This window comes from Acinetobacter lwoffii (assembly GCF_019343495.1).
Taxonomy (GTDB): Bacteria; Pseudomonadota; Gammaproteobacteria; order Pseudomonadales; family Moraxellaceae; genus Acinetobacter; species Acinetobacter lwoffii_P.
Genome location: NZ_CP072549.1, coordinates 2879334 through 2902388 on the forward strand (window position 1 = coordinate 2879334; position 23055 = coordinate 2902388).

18 protein-coding genes are annotated in these 23055 nt (G+C 43.3%); 9 read left to right on the forward strand and 9 right to left on the reverse strand.

The window, feature by feature from the left end; all coding sequences use genetic code 11:
• Positions 1 to 23 precede the first annotated feature (23 nt).
• Positions 24 to 791, reverse strand: a complete 768-nt coding sequence (locus tag J7649_RS13510) for a hydroxymethylpyrimidine/phosphomethylpyrimidine kinase (protein ID WP_114541029.1) — start codon at positions 789 to 791, stop codon at positions 24 to 26.
• A gap of 98 nt (positions 792 to 889) precedes the next feature.
• Between J7649_RS13510 and J7649_RS13515 the strand changes: the two genes are divergently transcribed.
• Positions 890 to 1537 carry an HAD-IA family hydrolase gene (locus J7649_RS13515; protein WP_180180509.1) on the forward strand — a complete coding sequence of 216 codons (648 nt, stop codon included), beginning with the start codon at positions 890 to 892 and terminating at the stop codon, positions 1535 to 1537.
• A 148-nt stretch (positions 1538 to 1685) separates the two neighbouring features.
• On the opposite strand, the gene J7649_RS13520 is transcribed toward J7649_RS13515, so the two are convergent.
• Positions 1686 to 2201, reverse strand: coding sequence for a hypothetical protein (locus tag J7649_RS13520; RefSeq protein ID WP_219308613.1), 516 nt, complete (start codon positions 2199 to 2201; stop codon positions 1686 to 1688).
• Between the two features lie 24 nt (positions 2202 to 2225).
• Positions 2226 to 2834, reverse strand: coding sequence for a DUF805 domain-containing protein (locus J7649_RS13525; protein WP_219308615.1), 609 nt, complete (start codon positions 2832 to 2834; stop codon positions 2226 to 2228).
• A gap of 481 nt (positions 2835 to 3315) precedes the next feature.
• Between J7649_RS13525 and J7649_RS13530 the strand changes: the two genes are divergently transcribed.
• The 3 genes from J7649_RS13530 (at position 3316) to J7649_RS13540 (ending at position 9688) form a co-directional block, all read left to right on the forward strand.
• Positions 3316 to 4557: a carbohydrate porin gene (locus J7649_RS13530; protein ID WP_219308617.1), complete on the forward strand. Its 1242-nt coding sequence runs from the start codon at positions 3316 to 3318 to the stop codon at positions 4555 to 4557.
• A 170-nt stretch (positions 4558 to 4727) separates the two neighbouring features.
• On the forward strand, positions 4728 to 7130 hold the full coding sequence (locus J7649_RS13535; protein ID WP_168387004.1) for a glucose/quinate/shikimate family membrane-bound PQQ-dependent dehydrogenase: 2403 nt from the start codon (positions 4728 to 4730) through the stop codon (positions 7128 to 7130).
• A gap of 392 nt (positions 7131 to 7522) precedes the next feature.
• Positions 7523 to 9688 (forward strand): TonB-dependent receptor, encoded by a 2166-nt coding sequence (locus J7649_RS13540; RefSeq protein ID WP_219308619.1) that lies wholly within the window; start codon positions 7523 to 7525, stop codon positions 9686 to 9688.
• Between the two features lie 99 nt (positions 9689 to 9787).
• Here J7649_RS13540 and J7649_RS13545 read toward each other — a convergent pair whose 3' ends face one another.
• From J7649_RS13545 to J7649_RS13560, 4 genes are all read right to left on the reverse strand, one after another.
• Complete coding sequence (locus J7649_RS13545; protein ID WP_004645882.1) at positions 9788 to 11071, reverse strand: ribonucleotide-diphosphate reductase subunit beta; 1284 nt, start codon at positions 11069 to 11071, stop codon at positions 9788 to 9790.
• A gap of 318 nt (positions 11072 to 11389) precedes the next feature.
• On the reverse strand, positions 11390 to 11626 hold the full coding sequence (locus tag J7649_RS13550; protein ID WP_219308621.1) for a DUF2188 domain-containing protein: 237 nt from the start codon (positions 11624 to 11626) through the stop codon (positions 11390 to 11392).
• Positions 11627 to 11852: 226 nt separating this feature from the next.
• Positions 11853 to 11981 carry a hypothetical protein gene (locus tag J7649_RS16995; RefSeq protein WP_257225578.1) on the reverse strand — a complete coding sequence of 43 codons (129 nt, stop codon included), beginning with the start codon at positions 11979 to 11981 and terminating at the stop codon, positions 11853 to 11855.
• 143 nt (positions 11982 to 12124) lie between these two features.
• Positions 12125 to 14962, reverse strand: a complete 2838-nt coding sequence (locus J7649_RS13560; protein ID WP_180086405.1) for a ribonucleoside-diphosphate reductase subunit alpha — start codon at positions 14960 to 14962, stop codon at positions 12125 to 12127.
• Between the two features lie 567 nt (positions 14963 to 15529).
• Here J7649_RS13560 and bfmR point away from each other — a divergent pair.
• Positions 15530 to 16246, forward strand: a complete 717-nt coding sequence (bfmR, locus tag J7649_RS13565; protein ID WP_004280782.1) for a response regulator transcription factor BfmR — start codon at positions 15530 to 15532, stop codon at positions 16244 to 16246.
• Positions 16247 to 16288: 42 nt separating this feature from the next.
• Positions 16289 to 17962 carry a sensor histidine kinase BfmS gene (gene bfmS, locus J7649_RS13570; protein WP_005104083.1) on the forward strand — a complete coding sequence of 558 codons (1674 nt, stop codon included), beginning with the start codon at positions 16289 to 16291 and terminating at the stop codon, positions 17960 to 17962.
• Positions 17963 to 18029: 67 nt separating this feature from the next.
• Here the strand turns inward: bfmS and J7649_RS13575 are convergent, their stop codons facing one another.
• Both J7649_RS13575 and J7649_RS13580 read right to left on the reverse strand, forming a co-directional pair.
• On the reverse strand, positions 18030 to 18386 hold the full coding sequence (locus tag J7649_RS13575; RefSeq protein ID WP_180180503.1) for a hypothetical protein: 357 nt from the start codon (positions 18384 to 18386) through the stop codon (positions 18030 to 18032).
• Positions 18387 to 18744: 358 nt separating this feature from the next.
• On the reverse strand, positions 18745 to 19626 hold the full coding sequence (locus J7649_RS13580; RefSeq protein ID WP_005104069.1) for an IS982 family transposase: 882 nt from the start codon (positions 19624 to 19626) through the stop codon (positions 18745 to 18747).
• Between the two features lie 313 nt (positions 19627 to 19939).
• On the opposite strand from J7649_RS13580, the gene ndhC reads away from it, so the two are divergent.
• The 3 genes from ndhC to nuoC all read left to right on the forward strand — a co-directional run bounded on the left by ndhC (position 19940) and on the right by nuoC (position 23051).
• Entirely contained in the window at positions 19940 to 20485 is a 546-nt protein-coding gene (ndhC, locus tag J7649_RS13585) for an NADH-quinone oxidoreductase subunit A (protein ID WP_004280779.1), read from the forward strand.
• A 6-nt stretch (positions 20486 to 20491) separates the two neighbouring features.
• The gene (locus J7649_RS13590) at positions 20492 to 21172 is read left to right on the forward strand and encodes a NuoB/complex I 20 kDa subunit family protein (RefSeq protein WP_004280778.1); all 681 of its coding nucleotides are present in this window, start codon (positions 20492 to 20494) and stop codon (positions 21170 to 21172) included.
• Between the two features lie 91 nt (positions 21173 to 21263).
• Positions 21264 to 23051, forward strand: coding sequence for an NADH-quinone oxidoreductase subunit C/D (gene nuoC / locus J7649_RS13595; RefSeq protein ID WP_004732074.1), 1788 nt, complete (start codon positions 21264 to 21266; stop codon positions 23049 to 23051).
• Positions 23052 to 23055 lie beyond the last annotated feature (4 nt).

Here is a 23055-nt window from a genome sequence, read left to right on the forward strand (position 1 = left end):
TTTTGATTTTAAGAAGTGTGATCTTAAAAACGCTTTGGAATTCTCTGGCCATTTGGAACAGGAATTTCAGCATTTTTTAATACCCCAAATAACCAGGTTTCAGCATGCTGTACCGCAGTTTTCAACTGATCACCCATGGCCAGACGTCCGGCAATGAAACTGGCCAGTGAACAGCCAGAACCATGATATTCACCTGGCAGACGTGGACAGCGAGTTTCGTTGACCAGCTCACCTGCGATATACAGGCTGTTCTGGATATAATCAGGCGTATCTTCATGCCCCCCTTTGACCAAAACAGCCTGTGCACCCATTTTAAACAATTTTTGAGTGGCCAGTTTGAGGTCTTGCTCACCCGTCAGGGCACGCAGTTCAACCGTATTTGGCGTTAAAATGGTGGCCAATGGAATCAGCTGGGTAAATGCTTTGACCAGCGTTTCCTGATTACCCAGCGAGCCGCCACTATTGGCGACCAAAACCGGATCCAGCACATACAGATAATCTGGATGTACAGTCAGAAACTCGGCCAGAGCCACGATATTGTCTGTGGTGCCTAACATGCCAGATTTTACGCAACGAATGGGCAGGTCATTTACCACAGCATTGGCCTGTGCCAATAGCAATTCTCTGGAAGTGGCTTCGAAACCAAAAACCTGCTGTGAATTTTGAATAGTGAGGGCTGTGCAGGCAATTGCCGCATGTGCACCACTTTGACCAATAGCTTCAATATCTGCTTGAAGGCCGGCTCCACCTGAAGGGTCTAAACCGGAAAAGCAAAGTACGGTAGGGCGCAAAATGATGTCCTTCATTCACTAAAATTGCATTAGTATAGGCAAATTTGAATGAACTCTCGATATTAATTTATATCGGTGCTGATGAGAGGGGATAGGCGGTGATTAAGAATATTTTAATTGATCTGGATGGGACATTAACCGATCCGAAAGTGGGGATTACGACGTCTGCACGCTATGGTCTGGAAAAAATTGGTCATCCGATTAGTGACGAGATCAATATCGACTGGATTATTGGTCCTCCTTTAAAAGCCTCACTAGCCAAAATTTTAAATGTTGAAGCCGATCATGTGCTGGCTGAGCAGGCCTTGATGGGTTATCGGGAGCGCTTTGCAGTCAAGGGTCTTTATGAAAATCATGTTTTTGAGGGTGTGGCAGAAACGCTGGCAGAACTGAAACGCCGTGGTTATCGCTTGTTTGTCGCTACAGCAAAACCGACAGTGTATGCCAAACAGATTCTGGAACATTTTGATCTGGCCCAGTATTTTACTGACATTCATGGTAGTGAGCTGAATGGTGACCGCACCAATAAAGCCGAGCTGATTCAGTATATTTTAGCGCAGCAACAGTTACAGGCCGATCAATGCATGATGGTCGGTGACCGTGAGCATGACATTTTTGGCGCCCGTCACAATGGTATTGAGACTATAGCGGTAAGTTATGGTTATGGCAGTCAGGAAGAGTTAGAGGTGGCACAACCTAAATATAAAATTGACCGCTTTAATCAGTTATTAGATTATTTTAAATAAACCCTAATTTTTGCTTATTTTATTTGAGCTGATTTTTAGAGAGGCGATGTCTATAAGCTGGTTCATCTATAGAGATCAATTCTCTTATTAGATGGTTATCTCAATAAAAATCCCGCAGCGTGCGGGATTTTTGCTCTTGGATGAACATTTAAAGCGTCAAAAACCAGGTCGATGCCAGCACCACCATAATGATGATCACCAGTAAAATGTTGATGATCGTCATTCGATGTTGGGGGGGAACTCTGGCTTTGGTCAGAGCATTTCCTGCATGGTCAAACAGGATGACATTTTGCACGCTACTTTCATAACCGAGTTCGAGTAACGCGCGCTTTTCAACTTCGGTTAAACCGTCTTCAGGCAGATCCATGATTTGCAGCAATGCTATAGAGCTAAATAGTTTCTTCATCATTGAGGAGGGTAACAGTTGTTTTAGCGTCACCGCCGCTGCATCAAAGTCGGCAATAATACTCCGCGGATGGGCATAAGGCACATCGGGTAGCAGAGTATGCGTAATCGTGCCATCTATATTCATCAGCTGCATTTTATCTTTATAGATTTGCACCCATACAGCATCTGGAAATTTCACTAATTGATCTTGCAGCATGGATAAAGTCTGATTTTGCTGATATTTAGTCATTAAATAATCGATAAACAAATCCCGCATCAAGACGGGATTTGTAAGGTTCGGTTATTTGGCAGGAGCACCATACTCATTGTTTTGTTGCTTGGTTTCAGTTGCCCACCACCAGATCAGTACCAGTATGCCAATCACGGTAAGCGTCAGTAATTGCCACCAACCAGAACGTCCTACATCATGCAAGCGACGCGTGCCAACGGCCAGACTTGGGACTAGAAGTGCCAGATTAAGCAAGCTATTCACCAGCGGTTTAGTGCCTAAAACTGTATCAATTACCTCAGCAACAATGCCTAAAATTACACAAAACAGCATAAAGAACCAAAATTCTTTACGGCGTGCACGGCCGGAAAAGTTTGCATAGTTGGTCAGACATTTTACAAACCAGTCAATGCTGCTGTAATTTTCCTCGGCTTGATCCAGATTTGAATATTTGCCAAGCTGACTGGAAATTTTTTCTCCCAGATAAATAGAACTGCCTGAGGTTAAATAAACCTCAGATGCTTCACCCGCGGTATTGACGATAAAATCGACCCGATCACCGCGTGAAGGTGGACGCTCACTACGCCAGTCTGCGCCATTAAAGCTATAGCGCTGATTATCATCCCCCGAGATAAAACCGGTATTGTGTTGAATAGAAAAATCAAGGATTGAACCTTTCATGCTTGTTCTCGTCTATTAAGCTAGATTATTGTTTTAAAGCGACGCAATTTCTTATCAGAATAACTTTAGCATAATCTAATTTTTAAAAGTTTATGGTGAAATGACAATAATTTTTTCATGTTTTTAAAAGCCTTATCGCAATAGTGATTCAGTATTCAATCAACAAAAAATGTAGCGTTGCATGATTTGAAATGAAGAAAATTAAATAGTAATGGAGCTGATTTATCTCTGAATCTTTTATAAGAAATTAAAGCTAAATCTATCTGATGAATATCAAATTTTTCTTTGGAACTATGGTTTGATGTTGTTAAATTTAATATGATGATAAACAGATACTTATAAATTTTAAATTTACAAAAAGCATATAATAATACTAATAAATATAACATTTTATTCATACTTTTTATCTATTAGTAACGATTTTTAAAATCAACAGGCGTATAATAAAAAGCTTCATATTGTGATGAAGGTATCACATTCAATGTATCTCTCCCCATTATCGAAGGCCGTTTACCTTTGCTGTGCCTCTTTCATCTTAACCACGACCACTGTGCATGCTGAAGCTGCTTTCAGTTCGGAAAGCCCGTGGATGCTCGGTGACTGGAACGGGCAACGTACAGCACTCCAAAATCAGGGCTATGATTTCAGTTTTGGTTATACCGGTGAAATGGCAACCTTGATCGATGCGCTAAGATCTTCAAACCATAAAACTGAATATGCGGACCAGTTTGTTTTTGGGGCACATCTGGATCTGGCAAAAATTGCAGGCTGGCAAGACACCGAAGCACAAATAACAGTGACCCAGCGTAACGGTCAGTCACTGTCTCAAAGCGCTGCTGCTTTAAATGGCCATCTGAGTTCAGTGCAAGAAGTCTGGGGCCGTGGTCAAACCTGGCGCCTGACTGATTTATGGATCAAGAAAAAATTCCTGGAACAAAAACTGGATGTGAAAGTCGGACGCTTTGGTGAGGGTGAAGACTTCAATAGTTTTGACTGTGATTTCCAGAATCTGGCCCTATGCGGTTCACAAGTCGGGAACTGGGTTGGCGATCAGTGGTACAACTGGCCGGTAAGCCAATGGGCTGCACGGGTCAAATATAACCTTAACCCTGAATTTTATGCCCAAGTCGGTGCTTATGAATACAACCCTGAGAATCTGGAACGTGGTAAAGGATTTAACCTGAGTACGGATGGTTCCAAAGGGGCAATGCTTCCTGCAGAAGTGGTTTGGGCACCTAAACTGGGTGAACAGAAACTACCGGGTGAATACCGTGCCGGTTATTACTACAGTACAGCAGAGGCTGAAGTCATTTCCAATCCAGATCAAACCGATCATCACCATGGGGGCTGGATTGTTGCCAAGCAACAATTGACTGCACATCACGGAGATACTTCGCGTGGTTTGACCGGCTTTGTGAATGCGACAGTGCATGACTCCAAAACCAATAATGTCAGTGATATGCAAAATATCGGGCTGGTTTATAAGGGTGCAATGGATTCACGCCCTCAAGATGAAATCGCATTTGGTATTGCACGCATCAACATGAATGACGATGTCAGTGCTGACCGTCATCAAGAAATCGATGCAGAAATTTATTATGGCTTACATGCCACTAATTGGCTCACCATTCGCCCGAATGTGCAATATGTGCGTCACATCGGTGCATATAAAGATGGTGAAAATGTCTGGGTGGGCGGAATCAAGTTTAATACGTCATTTTAAAATATAGTTTTTAGTTGCAAATACACTATTGAATCTCTAGGTGCTTTGTTGCAGTAATGGGCAATGCCTGCTTAAGACATTGATGTATTTATAACTCAGAATTTAACAATAAGGGTGCTCATGCCTGTCATGTGCATGGACTTTCAAAAAAACTTTTATAGGTGTTCAATATGAATACTTCATCATCAGGTTCAGTACTGAAAACGATTTTAGCGGTCATTGCCGCTGTTTTCGGTATAGGACTGCTGATTGGAGGGATTTATCTTGCAGTGCTGGGTGGGTCTTGGTACTACATCATTGCAGGTATTCTCTTTATTGCGACCGCAGTTCTCTTGTATAAACGAAAAAGCGCTGCACTTCTGGTTTATGCCATATTCGTTTTGGCAACAGTGGTGTGGGGCCTATGGGAAGTCGGTTCAGATTTCTTTGCACTTGCGCCGCGTTTGGATATTTTAGGTCTGTTTGGTTTAGCGCTGCTTATTCCGGCGGTAACACGTGGCTTTGATCAAAGCAAAGGTGCGAAAATTGCCTTGGGTGCTTCATTGGCCATTACTATTGCCGTCATGATTTATGCTGTATTTAATGACCCGCAAGAAATTCGCGGTGAATTAAAATCCCAGCAGCCCGCAACCCACCAGCCAATTCCCGGTGTGGCAGATGAAGACTGGCCAGCTTATGGCCGTACCCAGTCCGGTTTGCGTTATTCACCCTTAAAGCAGATTAATACTGAAAACGTCAAAGATTTGCAGGTGGCTTGGGAATATCACACGGGCGAATTCAAGACTGAAAATGACTCGGGTGAAACCACCAATCAGGTTACTCCAATCAAGGTGGGTGACAACATGTACATCTGTACCACTCACCAGAAATTGACTGCGCTTGATCCAGCAACTGGTAAGGCGAAATGGACTTATGATCCAAAACTGAAAGCCGATCATACCTATCAGCATTTAACCTGCCGTGGTGTATCTTATTATGATGTCAACAATACGGCTGGTTTTGAAAGCAGTCTCGCTGCGAAGAAAACCACATCGGCTGAATGTCCGCAAAAAGTCATTTTACCGGTCAATGATGGGCGTCTGGTTGCGGTAAATGCAACCACCGGTAAAGTCTGTTCTGACTTTGGTAAAAATGGTGAAGTTGATCTGCAAAAAGATATGCCATTCCCATATCCGGGTGGTTATATTCCAACCTCACCGCCTGTAGTAACCGGCACCACCATTATTATTGCGGGTTCAACCACAGATAACTATTCAACTGAAGAACCGTCGGGTGTGATCCGTGGTTATGATGTCAATACCGGTGAACTGCTTTGGGTATTTGACACAGGCGCTGAAGATCCGAATTTGATTCCTGCACCGGGTCAAAAATTTGTACATAACTCTCCAAATGCTTGGGCACCTTTGGCCTATGATGCAGAGCTGGATATCGTCTACGTACCAACGGGTGTCGGTACACCGGATATTTACGGTGGTCATCGTACTGAACTGGACGAGCGTTATGCCAACTCGATGCTGGCCTTGAATGCGACGACCGGCAAACTGGTATGGAACTTCCAGACTACCCATCACGATTTGTGGGATATGGACGTACCTTCACAGCCAACATTGACCGAGATTAAAGACAAAAACGGCAATATGGTTCCAGCCATTTATGTCTTGACCAAAACGGGTAATGCTTTTGTGCTAGACCGCCGTAATGGTAAAGCGATTGTGCCAATTACCGAGAAACCGGTACCACAATCTGTGAAACGCGGACCTCAGACCAAAGGCGAGTTCTATTCTAAAACTCAACCTTTCTCTGACTTTAATCTGGCGCCACAAGATAAATTGACCGATAAACAGATGTGGGGTGCGACCATGTTTGACCAGTTGGTCTGCCGTGTTGCTTTCCACAAACTGAATTACGATGGCATTTATACCCCACCTTCTGAAAATGGGACGCTGGTCTTCCCGGGTAACCTAGGTGTGTTTGAATGGGGTGGTATGTCGGTGAATCCGGACCGTCAAATTGCATTAACCAACCCGATTGGCCTGCCATTTGTATCAAAACTGATTCCTCAAGATCCGAACCGTCCTAAGACGGCTAAAGGTGCAGGTACAGAAGCCGGCGTTCAACCGATGTATGGTGTGCCTTATGGCGTTGAAATCAGTGCGTTCCTGTCTCCATTCGGTCTACCGTGTAAACAGCCATCATGGGGCTTTGTTGCAGGTGTGGACTTAAATACTCATGAAGTGGCCTGGAAACGCCGTATCGGTACCATTCGTGACAGTATGCCGGGCATTCCATTGCCGCCATTCAAAATGGGTGTGCCGATGTTGGGTGGTCCTATTTCAACTGCGGGCAACGTGATGTTTGTGGGCGGAACTCAAGATAACTACATTCGCGCCATCAATGTGAACAACGGTGATGAGTTGTGGAAAGGCCGTCTACCTGCAGGTGGTCAGGCTACACCAATGACCTATGAAGCCAATGGCAAGCAGTATGTGGTCATTATGGCAGGTGGTCATGGTTCCTTTGGGACTAAAATGGGCGACTCTCTGGTGGCTTATGCCTTGCCAGACAATAAATAGTTAAATTTTTAAATCAGTATGAAGGAGCCTGATTCGTCAGGCTTTTTTATTATGTATTGTTGAATGCCTACATCCAGTTTTAAGGACACAGAGAAATGATGTTGATTTGTTGCTGAAAGCTCAATTTCATTCAGATCGCATTAAAATAATATGCTTTGTATATGGCTGATTTTAAGCGAAATTCAGATAAAGGATTAATTAAGTCTAAATTTATCGAACACAGAATTTTTAAGCTCAAAATATTCCTATTCATTGAGCGAACTATATGTCATCGAATTAGCATACTTATTTGGTATCGATGCTTAAAACAAAATGAGTTGAATCATGAGATGTACGCCATCTCGATAAGGTATTTGCCGCATTAAACCACTTTCAAATAAGGCCTGTCATTTATGTACCAAAGCCCGAAATTTCCATTCGTGAGATCGACCTTGTCCTGCCTGATTGCTTGCGCAGGTCAGAACATTTATGCAGAAAATGATACACAAGAAGTCCAAAGGTTAGACACGATTGTCATTCAAGCGACCCGTACAGATCGGGAGCGATTGACCACACCGGCGTCAGTGTATTATCTGAATCAAGAACAAGATAACAGCATGAATGTGAATCTTTCGGAAACATTAAAAGGCATTCCGGGATTACAGTTAAACAATCGTGAAAACTATGCCCAAGACCTACAAATTTCGATGCGAGGCTTTGGGGCACGTTCCAGTTTTGGTGTGCGTGGTGTGCGTTTATATGTAGATGGAATCCCTGCAACAATGCCGGATGGACAGGGGCAAACCTCGAATATTGACTTGAATAGTCTGGACCATATTGAAGTATTGGGTGGTGGATTTTCATCACTGTATGGCAACTCTTCCGGAGGAACGATTTTAACCACCACAAGGGAAGGGCAAGGCGCTGACTCAATTGAACTGGGGCATTCTGCAGGGAGCCAGAACAAAGGGCAGACCAAGCTGGTTTTGCAAGGCGGTTCAGAGAATGCTTCAGAGCCAAGCTATGTCATTAGCTCCTCTTATTTTGATACCAATGGTTACCGTGACCACAGCAGTGCACATAAAGTTCTGCATAATGCCAAGCTGACTTGGGATCTGGAAGATGGTTCTAAAATCAACTGGATGAATAACTACGTTAAAATTGCAGCGGATGATCCGGGCGGTTTAACCCGAGAACAGTGGAAGGTCAATCCCCGACAGGTCGCGACCAACGTCCTTCTTTATAATGCACGTAAAGAAATTGAGCAGTTGCAAACAGGTTTGACCTGGAATAAACCGATCAATGACCAGCATGACCTGTATGGCATGGCCTACTGGGGACAGCGCGCAGTCACGCAATATCAGTCGATTCCAAAGTGTGCATATGAAGAAAATACTGATATTTGTAAACCTAATACAGTTCAACTAGCCCGAAATCATCCCGGTGGTGTCATTGATTTTGACCGTAATTTTTATGGGACAGATTTACGCTGGACGGGTAAAGATATTCTACCAAATACTAAACTGATTGCAGGTGTCGCCGTAGATGCCATGACCGAAGACCGTAAAGGCTATCAAAACTTTTTAGGTGATCGCTTGGGAGTCAAAGGCGAACTGCGTCGAGATGAAGATAATACCCTGTGGAATTTAGATCCGTATTTGCAAGCTTCTTATCATTTTGCTCCCGATTGGACTTTAGATGCCGGCCTGCGCTATAGCAATGTACATTTCAAGTCTAAAGACAAGTTTCTGGCGAATGGCAATAATTCGGGTAAAACCGATTATCAGAAATTACTGCCTTCAGCTGCGTTAAGCTGGCAGATTTTTCCTGAGCTGATGACTTATGCCAGTTATGCACAAGGCTTTGAAACGCCCACCTTTACCGAAATGTCTTATCCAGCAGATGGCAGTAGTCGCACACTTGATCTAAAAGCAGCAGAAAGTAGAACTTATGAGATGGGATTGAAATCTGCAAATACATTAGGTGATTTTACTGTTGCAGTTTTCCAGACCAAGACGAAGAATGACATTGTTTCTGCAGGTAATGACAATGGTCGCTCTACTTTCCGTAATGCCGATAAAACTTTAAGAGAAGGTATTGAACTCTCCTGGAATAAAAACCTATGGTGTGACCTAATTGCACAGGCCAGCTATAGCTATATAGATGCAACTTTTGATGCAGATATTCCTGAAATTTTAAATCAGAATGGCAGTATTGCAGTGTCGAGAGTTGAATCAGGAAACTATATTCCGGGGATTGCCAAAAATCAGGCATTTTTAAGTTTAGGCTGGAAACCTGAAAATGGTTTGAGTGCGGGTTTAGACGTGCGTTACTCAGATCGTATTTATGTCAATGATACCAATACTGAATATGCGCCAAGCTACACAGTCGCTGGTGCAAACGTTGGTTATAACTGGAATGTGAAAGACTGGTCTGTAAAAACTTTTGCACGCTTAGATAACCTGTTTGATAAAGATTATTCTGGTTCGGTGATTGTCAATGAAAGTAATAGCCGTTTCTTTGAGCCGGCAGAAGGACGGAACTGGAGCGCTGGTCTGAGTGTGACAAAAGAATTTTAATTGTTATGTGATGTAAAAAAACCGCCAGTATTGGCGGTTTTTTATGACAAACTATGAGTCGTAAATGACAACTTATGTGTCGCGTGACGGTAAAAAACCTTACCAGCTTAACGCACCGCCAGTTTGGTAATCTGTTACGCGCGTCTCGAAGAAATTCTTCTCTTTACGCAAGTCCATCATTTCTGACATCCACTGGAACGGGTTGTTCACGCCAGCAAACTGTTCAGGCAAGCCTAACTGCGCCAGACGACGGTTGGCAATGAACTTCAGGTATTCTTCCATCATGCCAGCATTCATGCCAAGTACACCGCGTGGCATGGTGTCACGTGCATATTCGATTTCCAGCATCGTGCCTTCAAGAATCATCTGGATGATTTCTTCCTGGAATTCAGTGGTCCATAAACCCGGGTTTTCGATCTTGATCTGGTTGATCATATCGATACCAAAGTTCAGGTGCATTGACTCATCACGCAGGATGTACTGGAATTGCTCGGCAACACCATTCATCTTGTTACGACGGCCCATCGACAGGATCTGGCTGAAACCACAGTAGAAGAAAATACCTTCAAGTACACAATAGAACGCGATCAGGTTGCGAAGCAGGATTTGGTCGTTTTCAGGGGTACCAGTTTTGAAAGTAGGATCACTTAAAGACTGAGTATATTTCAGGCCCCACGCTGCCTTACGTGCCACTGACGGTACTTCACGGTACATGTTGAAGACTTCGCCTTCATCCATACCTAACGACTCGATACAGTACTGGTAAGCGTGTGTGTGAATCGCTTCTTCAAATGCCTGACGCAAGATGTACTGACGGCATTCAGGGTTGGTAATGTGACGGTAAATCGCCAGTACCAGATTGTTTGCAACCAGTGAATCGGCAGTCGAGAAGAAACCAAGTGAACGCATCACAATGGTACGTTCATCTTCAGTCAAGCCATTTTCAGACTTCCACAGCGCGATGTCGTGGTTCATGTTGACTTCTTGCGGCATCCAGTGGTTTGCACATCCGTCCAGATACTTCTGCCAAGCCCATTCGTATTTGAATGGAACAAGCTGGTTCAAGTCTGCACGACAGTTGATCATCGCCTTGTCGTCAACCTGTACACGCTGTGCACCCATTTCAAGCTCTTCAAGGCCTGGAGCAACATCAAGCTGCTCTAGGGAAGCAGATGCTCTTGCCAGCGAATCGGTTGGATTTGATCCTCGGTTTTGAGTGGCTCTAAGGGGTTGTGCAGCTGCCACATCCGGCGATGCGTTGCCTGCATCAGATACCATCTGTGAATTAGTCGCTTTTTGCGGCTCGACGGGCGCAGGCTGCTGTTCAGGTGCAGCCGGTTTTTGCGAATCATCTTCGAAATCGTCCCAACTTAGGATAGACATATCAATTCTCTCAAATTATACGCTTCACTTATGTACATTGGACTATCTGGTGTTTAAAGAAACAACGAACATTTGTTAAGCGAGGCGATTTAGTTTTTAATAAATTTGGAATGTATTGTAGTTTTGATCGCGAAAATTTAATAGGTAATAAGATTTTTTTTGATGAAAAAACGACTATGGTTCTTCTATTCTTTTGTTTTTTAAGTAGAATTTCTTTATTGGTTTTTCCGTTGAAAAAAATAATAAAATCAATCGGTTATAGTTTTTTTAAAAACAGAACAACCCCGATTAAATCGAGGTTGTTTTTTAAGAGATAAATTAGCCTTTTATGTTTCTTGGATCATTTCCTGGGGAAATTGTGTCTTTTTGACGAATCAATTGATTAGTACCTTTGATTGTCAATTCTCCTCCGCCAGAGTTTTTTAACATAGTTTTAGCTGAGTTTATTGCATCACGTTGTGTTGAGTGAATGGATGAAGCGGTAGAATTACCATTTGCTTTATTTACCCATTCATTTCCACGTTGATATACCATGCGGTCATTTGATTTGCTCATGAGAATACTCCTAAATTTGAGCTTTCAACAAAGGCTAATTTGACGATTGCTTTAAACTAGTTCAGAATATTCCCTAGCTTTTTGGTAAAAAAGTTATCGCCCTAAAGACAGCCTAATGATCTTTAGGGAAAAGGGGAGCATCGTTGACGCGATGTTCCCTTTTTTCATTTTCGACAATCAGCTAATCTGCTGACATAATCAAAAGAAGTAATTCGTCTAAAGAAAACTACTTATTTTGTTTACGCTGCTGGCGAACTTTGAGCCAGAAATAAGCAATTGGTAAATAAAAGGTAATGCCAAAGGAAATCAGCAATGCCGCAAGTCCTAACATGTAGTTGTGAGTCATATGGGGCATTGAGGTTTCCTTATTTGTATTAAATTCTAAATCCTCCCCAAACCCCTCCTTTAATAAAGGAGGGGCTTCCATCCACCTATTTTGATTTCTGGAAGTCCCCCTTTATAAAAGGGGGATTTAGGGGGATTCTAGAAACTCGCCAATTACTGACAAGCCTCACAATCAGGGTTGTCAATTGAACATGCCATTGGCACTGGCGCCGCTTGAGCAAAACCTTCTTCCTCTGCAGGAGCTTCAGGTTTTTGCGCTTCAACGACAGGAGCTGCTGCTACAACAGGCGCCGCAACAGTTGCAGGTTTAACTGCGTTCAATGCGCCAGTGTTAATGGTTGATTTCTCAGCAGAAGTCGCACCCAATGCACGAAGGTAATAAGTCGTCTTAAGACCACGTAACCAGGCCATCTTGTAAGTGATGTCCAGTTTCTTACCGTTTGCACCAGCGATGTAAAGGTTAAGAGACTGAGCCTGATCGATCCATTTTTGACGACGTGATGCAGCATCCACGATCCAGCGAGTTTCAACTTCAAACGCAGTCGCGAAGATGGCTTTAAGCTCTTCCGGAATACGGGAAATCTTCTGCACAGAACCTTCGAAGTGTTTCAGGTCATTGACCATCACAGCATCCCAAAGACCACGTTCTTTCAACGCACGTACCAGATACGGGTTAATCACGGTGAATTCGCCAGACAGGTTTGATTTCACATACAAGTTCTGGAAGGTTGGCTCGATTGACTGAGACACGCCACAGATGTTTGAAATCGTAGCAGTCGGAGCAATTGCCATCACATTCGAGTTACGCATACCGTCTTTTTGAACTTTGGCACGTAAAGTATCCCAGTCCAGACGTTGAGTGCGGTCGACTTCGAACATGCGTTCTGGACGAGTTTTCGCAACCAGATCAAGCGAGTCGATTGGCAGGATACCTTGATCCCACAATGAACCTTTGAATGTTTCGTATGTACCACGTTCAACAGCCAAATCGCTAGATGTTGAAATCGCGTAGTACGAAATCACTTCCATCGATTCATCAGCAAACTCAACCGCAGCATCAGAACCATAAGCCAGGTTCATCTCATACAGTGCATCCTGGAAGCCCATGATACCCATACCAACTGGACGGTGTTTCAGGTTCGAGTTACGTGCTTGCGGAACAGCGTAGTAGTTGATGTCAATCACGTTATCGAGCATACGAACGGCTGTTTTAACCGTACGTGCCAGTTTTTCGCGATCAAGAACACCACCTTGAACGTGTTGTACCAGGTTGATTGAACCCAGGTTACATACTGCGATTTCTTCTTTGCTGGTGTTCAGCGTGATTTCTGTACACAGGTTAGAAGAGTGAACCACGCCTACGTGTTGCTGTGGTGAACGCAGATTACATACGTCTTTGAATGTGATCCACGGGTGACCTGTTTCAAACAGCATCGACAGCATTTTGCGCCACAAATCTTTTGCACGGATTTTCTTGTGCAACATGTTTGTTTCTTTGGCAATCGCTTCGTAATGTGCATAACGCTCAGCGAATTCTGCACCGGTCAAATCATGCAGATCAGGTGTTTCAGAAGGCGTGAATAAAGTCCATTCTGCATCTTCGAATACACGTTGCATGAACAGGTCAGGAACCCAGTTCGCAGTGTTCATGTCGTGGGTACGACGACGGTCATCACCAGTGTTCTTACGCAGTTCAAGGAATTCTTCGATGTCGAGGTGCCAAGTTTCTAAGTATGCACAAACTGCACCTTTACGCTTGCCGCCCTGGTTCACCGCAACAGCTGTATCGTTCGCCACTTTCAGGAACGGAACAACACCTTGCGACTTACCATTTGTACCTTTGATGTATGAGTTCAAGGCACGAACTGGCGTCCAGTCATTACCTAAACCACCTGCCCATTTAGACAGCATTGCGTTATCACGCATTGCGCCATAGATGTCGTACAGGTCATCATCAATTGTAGTCAAGTAACAGCTCGATAACTGTGGACGTAGCGTACCTGAGTTAAACAGGGTCGGCGTAGAAGCCATGTAGTCGAAGCTAGACAATAAGTTATAGAACTCAATCGCGCGGTCTTCGCGGTTTTCTTCATTGAGCGACAAGCCCATAGAAACACGCATAAAGAACAATTGCGGAAGTTCGAAACGTACACCATCTGAATGGATGAAGTAACGGTCAAATAAAGTTTGTAGACCCAAGTAAGTAAACTGGTTAGAGCGTTCCGGTTGAATCGCAGCAGCCAGTTTCGCCAGGTCAAAGTTCAACAACTCTGGAGAAAGCAGCTCAAGCTCAATCCCTTTTTTCAGGTAAGTTTCCAGCGCATCGCCTTCAACTGTATCTACAGGTAGACCCAGGAATTTCAAACCAGTCGCAACCAGGTCATCACGCAATAAACGTGCAGTCACATATGTATAGTTAGGTTCTTGCTCGATACGGGTACGGGTCGCCATCATCATCGTGGTCGAGATGTCAGACTCTTTTACGCCGTTGTACAAGTTTTTCACGGTCTCATCGACAATCGCTTGTACATCAATCCCTTCAAGGCCTTCTGCTGCTTTAGTAACATGCGCAGTTAAAGCACTTAAATCTAGTGGCTTGAGTTTGCCTTCAGCATCAGTAATTTGCAGGGTCGGGTGATGATGAGCACCTAACTGTTTACGTGCTTCAGAACGTTGTTCACGGTAAATGACATAAGAGCGTGCAACTTTCTGTTCGCCCGTACGCATTAGCGCAAGTTCAACTTGGTCTTGAATTTCTTCAATATGAATCGTTCCGCCAGAAGGTAAACGACGTTTAAAGGTATTTAATACCATTTCCGTCAGTTGCTCGATACGATCATGGATCCGGCTCGAGTCAGCGCTTTGTTGGCCTTCAACCGCCAAAAACGCTTTACCAATTGCGACAGAAATTTTTTCTGCATCAAAAGCGGCAACATCACCGGTGCGTTTAATCACCTGAAGTTGACCAGGAGTTGAAGTGATTACGCTCATGTTAGCATAGCTCCGTTGTCATCTATTTTTATGTTTATAGACCGTTTGAACTGGGCAAAATTTATGCCACAGTGTTTGAGGAATAAACACAAGACCTAGTGGTTTTAAAATTAATTGAACACAAGATACGGGAAAATTTAGGGTAGATCAATATTGACATTTAGCTAAATATTTTTCTTAAGTTGTGCTTTAATCCTTGTAAAAATATCGCTATTTTTATTGATTTTTGTATAAGCCTTATCAGGCAAGGCATAGCATAACAAAGTCAAAAGAAAGTGCTTATAGATAACACTGTGGATAACTAAAAAGTGCTGAATCAAGCAGTCATATTTTGTCCATGTAATAGTTGTGTAAATCGCAACTCAGATCTAAGCCACTGTTTCAAGCATAATTGTCCAAAAAATGCACGATAAAATATTACAAAATGCTATCTTGATGTATCAGTTTGGTGAACGCTATCTTGTTTACAATGTAAACGTGTGTATATTGCAAGCATATTAAAAACGTATCTATTGGATTTCAAAAGGATACGCCTATAGCGTAGATCCACCAAATAAGGGGCAATACATGAGCCAAGAAGAAAAGTTACCCAAGATTTTAATTGTTGAAGATGACGAGCGTCTTGCTCGTTTAACGCAAGAATACCTCATTCGTAACGGACTTGAGGTGGGGGTAGAGCCGGATGGTAACCGTGCCATTCGTCGGATTATTGCCGAGCAGCCAGATATGGTGGTGCTGGATGTGATGTTACCAGGTGCTGATGGCTTGACCATTTGCCGTGAAGTACGTCCACATTATCATCAACCGATTTTGATGTTGACTGCGCGTACTGAAGACATGGATCAGGTTTTGGGTCTGGAAATGGGTGCAGATGACTATGTCGCTAAACCAGTTCAGCCGCGTGTATTGCTGGCGCGTATCCGTGCATTGCTGCGTCGTACTGACAAGGTGCCTGAAGATGAAGTGGCACAGCGCATCGAATTTGATGATCTGGTCATCGACAATGGCGGCCGTTCAGTGACCTTAAATGGCGATCTGGTTGATTTTACCAGCGCAGAATATGACCTGTTATGGTTGCTTGCATCGAATGCTGGCCGTATTCTCTCTCGCGAAGATATTTTCGAGCGTTTACGTGGTATCGAATATGATGGCCAAGATCGTTCAATCGATGTGCGTATTTCTCGTATCCGTCCAAAAATCGGTGACGATCCAGAAAATCCGAAGCGTATTAAAACAGTACGTAGTAAGGGTTATCTTTTTGTTAAAGAGACCAATGGTCTTTAAGCAAATGTGGTTTGTTGCTTGAACAAGCAGGATAAATTATAGGTGTTTAAACACAGTATATTTTTGCGTATATACGCAGGACTCGTCATCCTTGTCGTCTTGGTGGCGGTGTTCGGCTATTTGTTGGTACAGATTATCAACTATCAGCGTGCGCAAGAATATCGCGAATCCCTGACTGATGGTATGGCGTATATCATCAGTGAAGGGGTCGCACGCCAGCCAAATCTCCAGCAAAAGATGGATTGGGTTTCTGATGCCTCCGATTTGCTGGAATTACCTATCCATTATGTAGAAGCCAGTAAGGTCGATATTACCCGTGCTGAAGGGCGCCGTATTGCCGAACGTAAGGCGGTGGTGCGTTGGGACGCCGAATCAGGTATTGCCTATATTGTGGTTGGGCTGCGCGATGACCCGGGTCATTACCTTTATATTAAGGCCGACAGTATTACTGAGCGCCAGATGAAGGCCTTACCAGTCTTTATCCTGGACTATCTGGTCTACTATCCAGGTCAGGAAAAAGAATATCTGGCTCGTATTCAGGATTATTTTTCTTATCCGGTTTCTATCGAAAATGTCCAGAATCTACCTTTAGACTCCGAGCAAATCGGACGTCTGCGTCTGGACCATAGCATCATTTTATACCGCGATAATGCCTCTATTCGTGGCACCACGATTTCAATTATTTCACCGATTCCTGGTTCGACTTCGCAAGTATTGGTCATGGGGCCGGTACCCTTGTTTAACTGGATGCCATTCCAGTTGGCGACCGGTATTACCTTATTAAGCCTTTTTGTGTTGAGTCTGGGTGTTTATGGTCTTCTGGTTCCGATGCAGCGTAAGTTGCGTGAAGTCAGCTATGCCTTAAACAAAATGAAATCGGGTAATATGTCATTGCGTCTTCCTGTGGAAGGCAGTGACGAGATGTCTACACTGGCGTCTAGCTATAACAATATGTCAGATCATATCCAGCGTTTGATCGAAGCGCAGCGTGAGTTGATGCGTGCGGTGTCGCATGAGTTGCGTACACCGGTGGCACGAATCCGCTTTGGTGTGGAAATGATGGCGGATGAAGATGACTACGATTATCGTCTGCAACAGGTGGAACAGATTGATAAAGATATTGAAGCGCTGAATACCTTGATTGATGAGATCATGACCTATGCCAAACTGGAACAGGGCATGCCGTCGATTGAGTTTGAGCAAATCGATCTGTATGACGTACTGAATCAGGTGGCACAAGAAACTGAAGCGCTGAAAACCCAGAAAATCATCGAATTACATCCAATGCCTGTTGCGGTCACAGTAGAGGCGGAGCGTCGTTATCTGCATCGTGTAATTCAGAATCTGGTCGGCAATGCTGTACGTTATTGCGATAATAAAATCTTGATTAGCGGCGGTCTGGATCAGGATGGTCAGGCCTATGTTTGCGTTGAAGATGACGGGCCGGGGATTCCAGAAATAGATCGTGCCCGCATTTTTGAAGCCTTTGCCCGACTGGATGATAGCCGTACCCGTGCGTCGGGTGGTTATGGTTTAGGTTTGTCGATTGTCAGCCGGATTGCGTACTGGTTTGGTGGCACGATTCAGGTGGATCAAAGTCCGACGCTGGGTGGTGCGCGTTTTACCATGACCTGGCCGGCACAACGTTATGTCAAGAAGAGTAAGCGCAAAATGCTGGAAAAAAAGCCAGAGGAAGCGAGTGATCATTTAGCTTGATATTGTGTAAATGATTTTGGTCATAAAAAAACGATGCATCAGCATCGTTTTTTTATTGGAAGAGATTTTATTCCTGAATGGTCGCATCAGGTTCAATGAGTGATTTGCCCTCTTTTAAGCTTTGTAGCGCTTCAGGGTTAAAGTCGATCAACAGTTTGGTGTTTTTCGCATCGACATTATAGCGCTGAATCAGTTTCTGGTCGCCTGATAATGTTTCGACTTTATATTCGTCAGCGATATTCATAATGCCATCCAGATTGATGCTGGAGGAGGCATGATCTTCTTGAAAAAGTGCATGGATGTCACGTAAGTCAAAAGCTGCCTGGTTTATATTAGGATTTTTCTGGATGTAATTTTCTATATGGCGAACCAGTAATTGAGCAAATAAAAAATAATTAGGTCGATGGGAAAAGCGTAGAGACATGCAAGGACTCCTTATTGTTACTTTATTAATATCATGATGTGGTTTAGAAATAGAAATAACATATTCTGAATCAGTCCGTTGAGCATGTTGCAAAAAGACACAATTGCCAATCCAAGATTACCAAGTAGCTGCAGGGGGGTAAAGCAACAGTTAGATGTAAAAAATCACATTAAATATCAAGTTAAATCAAATAGTTTGAAAGAAAAAATAGTTGTTAAAATAAGTTTTTATCCGATTTAACTTGGATTCAATAGTGAAAAGGACTATATCTAAATGGGTGGGCGAGAAAAGCAACTTATCGATCAGTCTATTTTCTGGCAGCGCTATTTATAAAAAAATTAATAGATAAACGCCAATCTCAACTTTTAATTAAGTTTTCCAACTGTAAAGGAGGATTACCTAATTGAGAATTTAAAACGACTGAAATTGTATGTGAAAGAATTTTTCGAGTGATACGATGAGATAAATGCCATAGATCTCTAGCCCTGACTTTTTGTATATTAAACTGCGCTGTTAGTTGTCCTATGACTGTTTCAATTTTCCTTCGGGCATTCATCAGTATTCTCATAGCTTCTTTCGGTCGATGGTCAACCATATTTTTTCTAAATGGTGTTTGTAAATCAACAGACTGTAAATCATAATATTTTTTTAGTTCAGGTCTTAAATACCCTTTATCAGCACCAAGCAGACCATGAATATTCTGTGTAATTTCAGGTGCAACATCTCGTTCATCGCAGTTTGCTGGAGCAAAAGTATAATCTGTAATCATTCCTGAGAAATTAATCACAATATGTCCTTTAAAACCATAATATTTTTCTTGTTTAGCTGCACAATAACTGAAGCCAGCATCGGTTTTAAAATTTCTATGTTTTTTTGCTCGAGCATAGCGACAAACAGGAATAGGAAAGCCATCAATAAAATGAATATTATCGTGCATAAAGGTTTTTCTAATCTTGGTCATAATTTGCTGATTGACTTGCCATAAATTTGCACAGTGTTTACAGAAATTAGGATAAGAACCTAATTTTGGAAACCAGTCTAAGTAATTGTGTTTAAAATATTTCCAGATATTTTTATCAGAATCCAATCCTAAAAATTCACCTACAATTTGTATAGTAATTATTTCAATATCGGTTAAAGCTGGAGGAAATCCTCTCGTTCTTAATGGCTTTGTGACGATAAGTGAATAGCAAGAATCTATGAATAAATACACAGAAATGATAAATTCGTAAATGGACATAACACGAGGTAGTTTTCTTGGTCGAAATCTAAATTGTGTTATGTCCTTTTTATTTCAATAGTTTAGAAAGTTGAGATTCGCGTAGATAATTAAAATTTAATTTAGGAAAACGATTAAAACGAATTCTGAATGATTAAAGTCAAATTAAATGCTGAAATGTCTAAAAAATCATCCCAAAGACTAAGGCTTATAAACTAGCAAGTGAAATCCAAAATCAGGTACAATTGGCGGGATTAATTTTGTGTTTGGTGTATTTGAAGGCCAATACATACATTCTTTGTTAACAAATAGGCCTGCCAGGAGTTATCCCCGCATGAGTGCTATTACTCCATACGAATGGGCAATTATTGCCTTCGTGATCGGCGTTACATTTTTATGCGTCTTTATGCTGACTGTCCCATTACTCCTCGGGGGTAAATCATGGGGCCGTGCCAAGCAGGAGCAGTTTGAGTCAGGTGTAGTTAGCGCAGGTGGAGCTCGTATCCGCTTGTCTGCAAAATTCTATTTAGTTGCAATTTTCTTTGTAGTGTTTGATTTAGAAGCACTTTATCTATATGCATGGGCAGTTTCTGTTCGTGAGGTAGGTTGGATTGGTTTTGCAACTGCAGCTATCTTTATCATAGTTTTACTTGTTGGTTTGATTTACGAATTATCGACAGGCGCACTCAATTGGGCACCTTCAGACAGACGTAAGGCAGCAGGAATTAAAGCTAAGATTGGTTCGCCAAATATGGATCTTGCAGAAATTACGCGCTTCAACTCAATTGAAGAATTGGTGATGGATCCAACGGGTCAAATCCCGGCTCAATCATCTGGTTTTGTGAAAAAGTCACAAACTCAATTATCTGATAAGGAGTAAGACGGGATGAAATATACATTAACCCGTGCGAATCCGAATGCTGACCAATATCCACTTCAGGAACGTATTGTTGTAGAAGATCCGTTGCTAGAAGAAGAAGTGAATAAAAATGTATTCATGACTCGCTTAGAGGATGTGGTACATACAGCAGTCAACTGGGGTCGTAAAAACTCAGTTTGGCCATTTAACTTTGGTACATCTTGCTGCTACGTAGAATATGCAACGACCTTGACCGGCGTGCATGACTTGTCACGTTTTGGTGCCGAGGTTATCCGTGCTTCACCGCGTCAGGCGGACTTAATGATTGTAGCGGGTACTTGCTTCGTAAAAATGGCGCCAGTAATTCAGCGTCTGTACGAACAGATGCTTGAACCAAAATGGGTCATTTCAATGGGTGCATGTGCCAACTCAGGTGGTATGTACGATATTTATTCAGTCGTACAAGGTGTGGATAAAATCATCCCGGTCGATGTGTATATTCCAGGTTGCCCACCACGTCCTGAAGCTTTGATTCAGGCATTGATGCTGTTGCAAGACCAGATTCAACTAGAGCGTCGTCCGCTTTCTGCGGTGATCGGTGATGATCTTAAGCCAGTGTATAAGCCAAAGATGATGCCGGAACGTGACCGTAAGAAAGACCAGCGTGTTGCTGTGAAGAACTTACGCTCTATGGATGAAATTAAATAATTTAAACGACAGGTTGTTTTGTTGTGCACCCGCTATGGGTGTAATTGTCGTTTAGGTTGACTGAATTTGTATTAAATAGGAAGCCAAGCCAATGGCTGAAACTGACATTGCTATGCCAGAATCAACGCCTGTTGATTCACGCCCAGCATTTGCCATCATTGAAGAACTCAAAACCAAATTTGGTGAGAACTTCTTTGTGCAAACGACTTTCGAGGATTTCCCGACAGTCTGGGTTGAGCGCGCACGTGTACAAGAAGTTTTAATGTTCTTGCGTACAGTGTCACGTCCTTACGTGATGTTGTTCGACCTGTCAGCGGTAGATGAGCGTCTGCGTACGCACCGCGACGGTTTACCTGCGTCTGACTTCACCGTGTTCTATCACCTGTTGTCGCTCGAGCGTAATACTGACATTCGTATTAAAGTTGCCTTAGCTGAAAGCGATTTGAATCTTCCAACGGCAACCAATATTTGGCCAAATGCCAACTGGTACGAACGTGAAGCTTACGATATGTTCGGGATCAATTTCGAAGGGCATCCAATGCTCCGTCGTATCTTGTTGCCAACCTATTGGGAAGGTCATCCGCTACGTAAAGAATATTCTGCGCGTGCGACTGAATATACGCCGTATTTGCAAGATAAAGCCAAACAGGACTACGAACAGGAACATCTTCGTTTCGTCCCTGAAGATTGGGGTATGAAGCGCGGCAATGCCGATGAAGACTTCATGTTCCTGAACTTGGGTCCGAACCATCCATCTGCGCACGGTGCGTTCCGTGTGATCTTGCAGCTGGACGGTGAAGAAGTGAAAGACTGTGTGCCTGACATCGGTTATCACCACCGTGGTGTGGAAAAGATGGCTGAACGTCAAACCTGGCATTCATTCATTCCGTATACAGACCGTGTCGACTACCTCGGTGGTTGTGCGCAAAACATGCCTTACGTGCTTGGCGTAGAGCAAATGGCGGGTATTACTGTACCTGACCGTGCGCAATGTATCCGCGTGATGATGTCTGAACTGTTCCGTATCAATAACCACTTGCTGTTCATTGGTACTGCGATTCAGGATGCCGGCGGTATGACGCCAGTCTTCTACATGTTCGCCGATCGTCAGAAAATCTATGACGCGATTGAAGCGATCACCGGTTACCGTATGCATCCGGCATGGTTCCGTATCGGTGGTACCGCACATGACCTTCCAAATAACTGGCAGCACCTGATCCGTGAAATCCTGGATTGGATGCCGAAACGTTTGAAGGAATACCATACTGCAGCGCTAAAAAACTCGGTGTTTGTGGGTCGTACCCGTAATGTTGCGCAATACGATGCAAAATCTGCATTGGCTTGGGGTGTAACAGGTACAGGTCTGCGTGCTACAGGTATTGACTTTGACGTACGTAAATACCGCCCATATAGCGGTTATGAAAATTACGACTTCGAAGTGCCAGTGGAGTACGAAGGCGATGCCTATGCACGTGTCATCGTTCACTACCGTGAAATTGAAGAATCACTGAAAATTATCAAACAATGTTTAGATAATATGCCGTCTGGTGCGTATAAAGCAGACCATCCACTGGCTGTTCCACCACCAAAAGACAAGACATTACAAGATATTGAAACCTTGATTACGCACTTCCTGAGTGTATCTTGGGGTCCTGTAATGCCGGCGGGTGAAGCATCTGTGATGGCGGAAGTGGTGAAAGGCGCGTCGAACTACTACTTGACTTCAGACAAGTCAACCATGAGTTACCGTACCCGTATTCGTACACCAACCTTCACGCATTTACAGCAAATGCCTTCTGTGATTAACGGCAGCTTAATGTCTGACTTAATCATTTATTTAGCGACCATTGACGTCGTAATGGCTGACGTGGATCGCTAAGGGG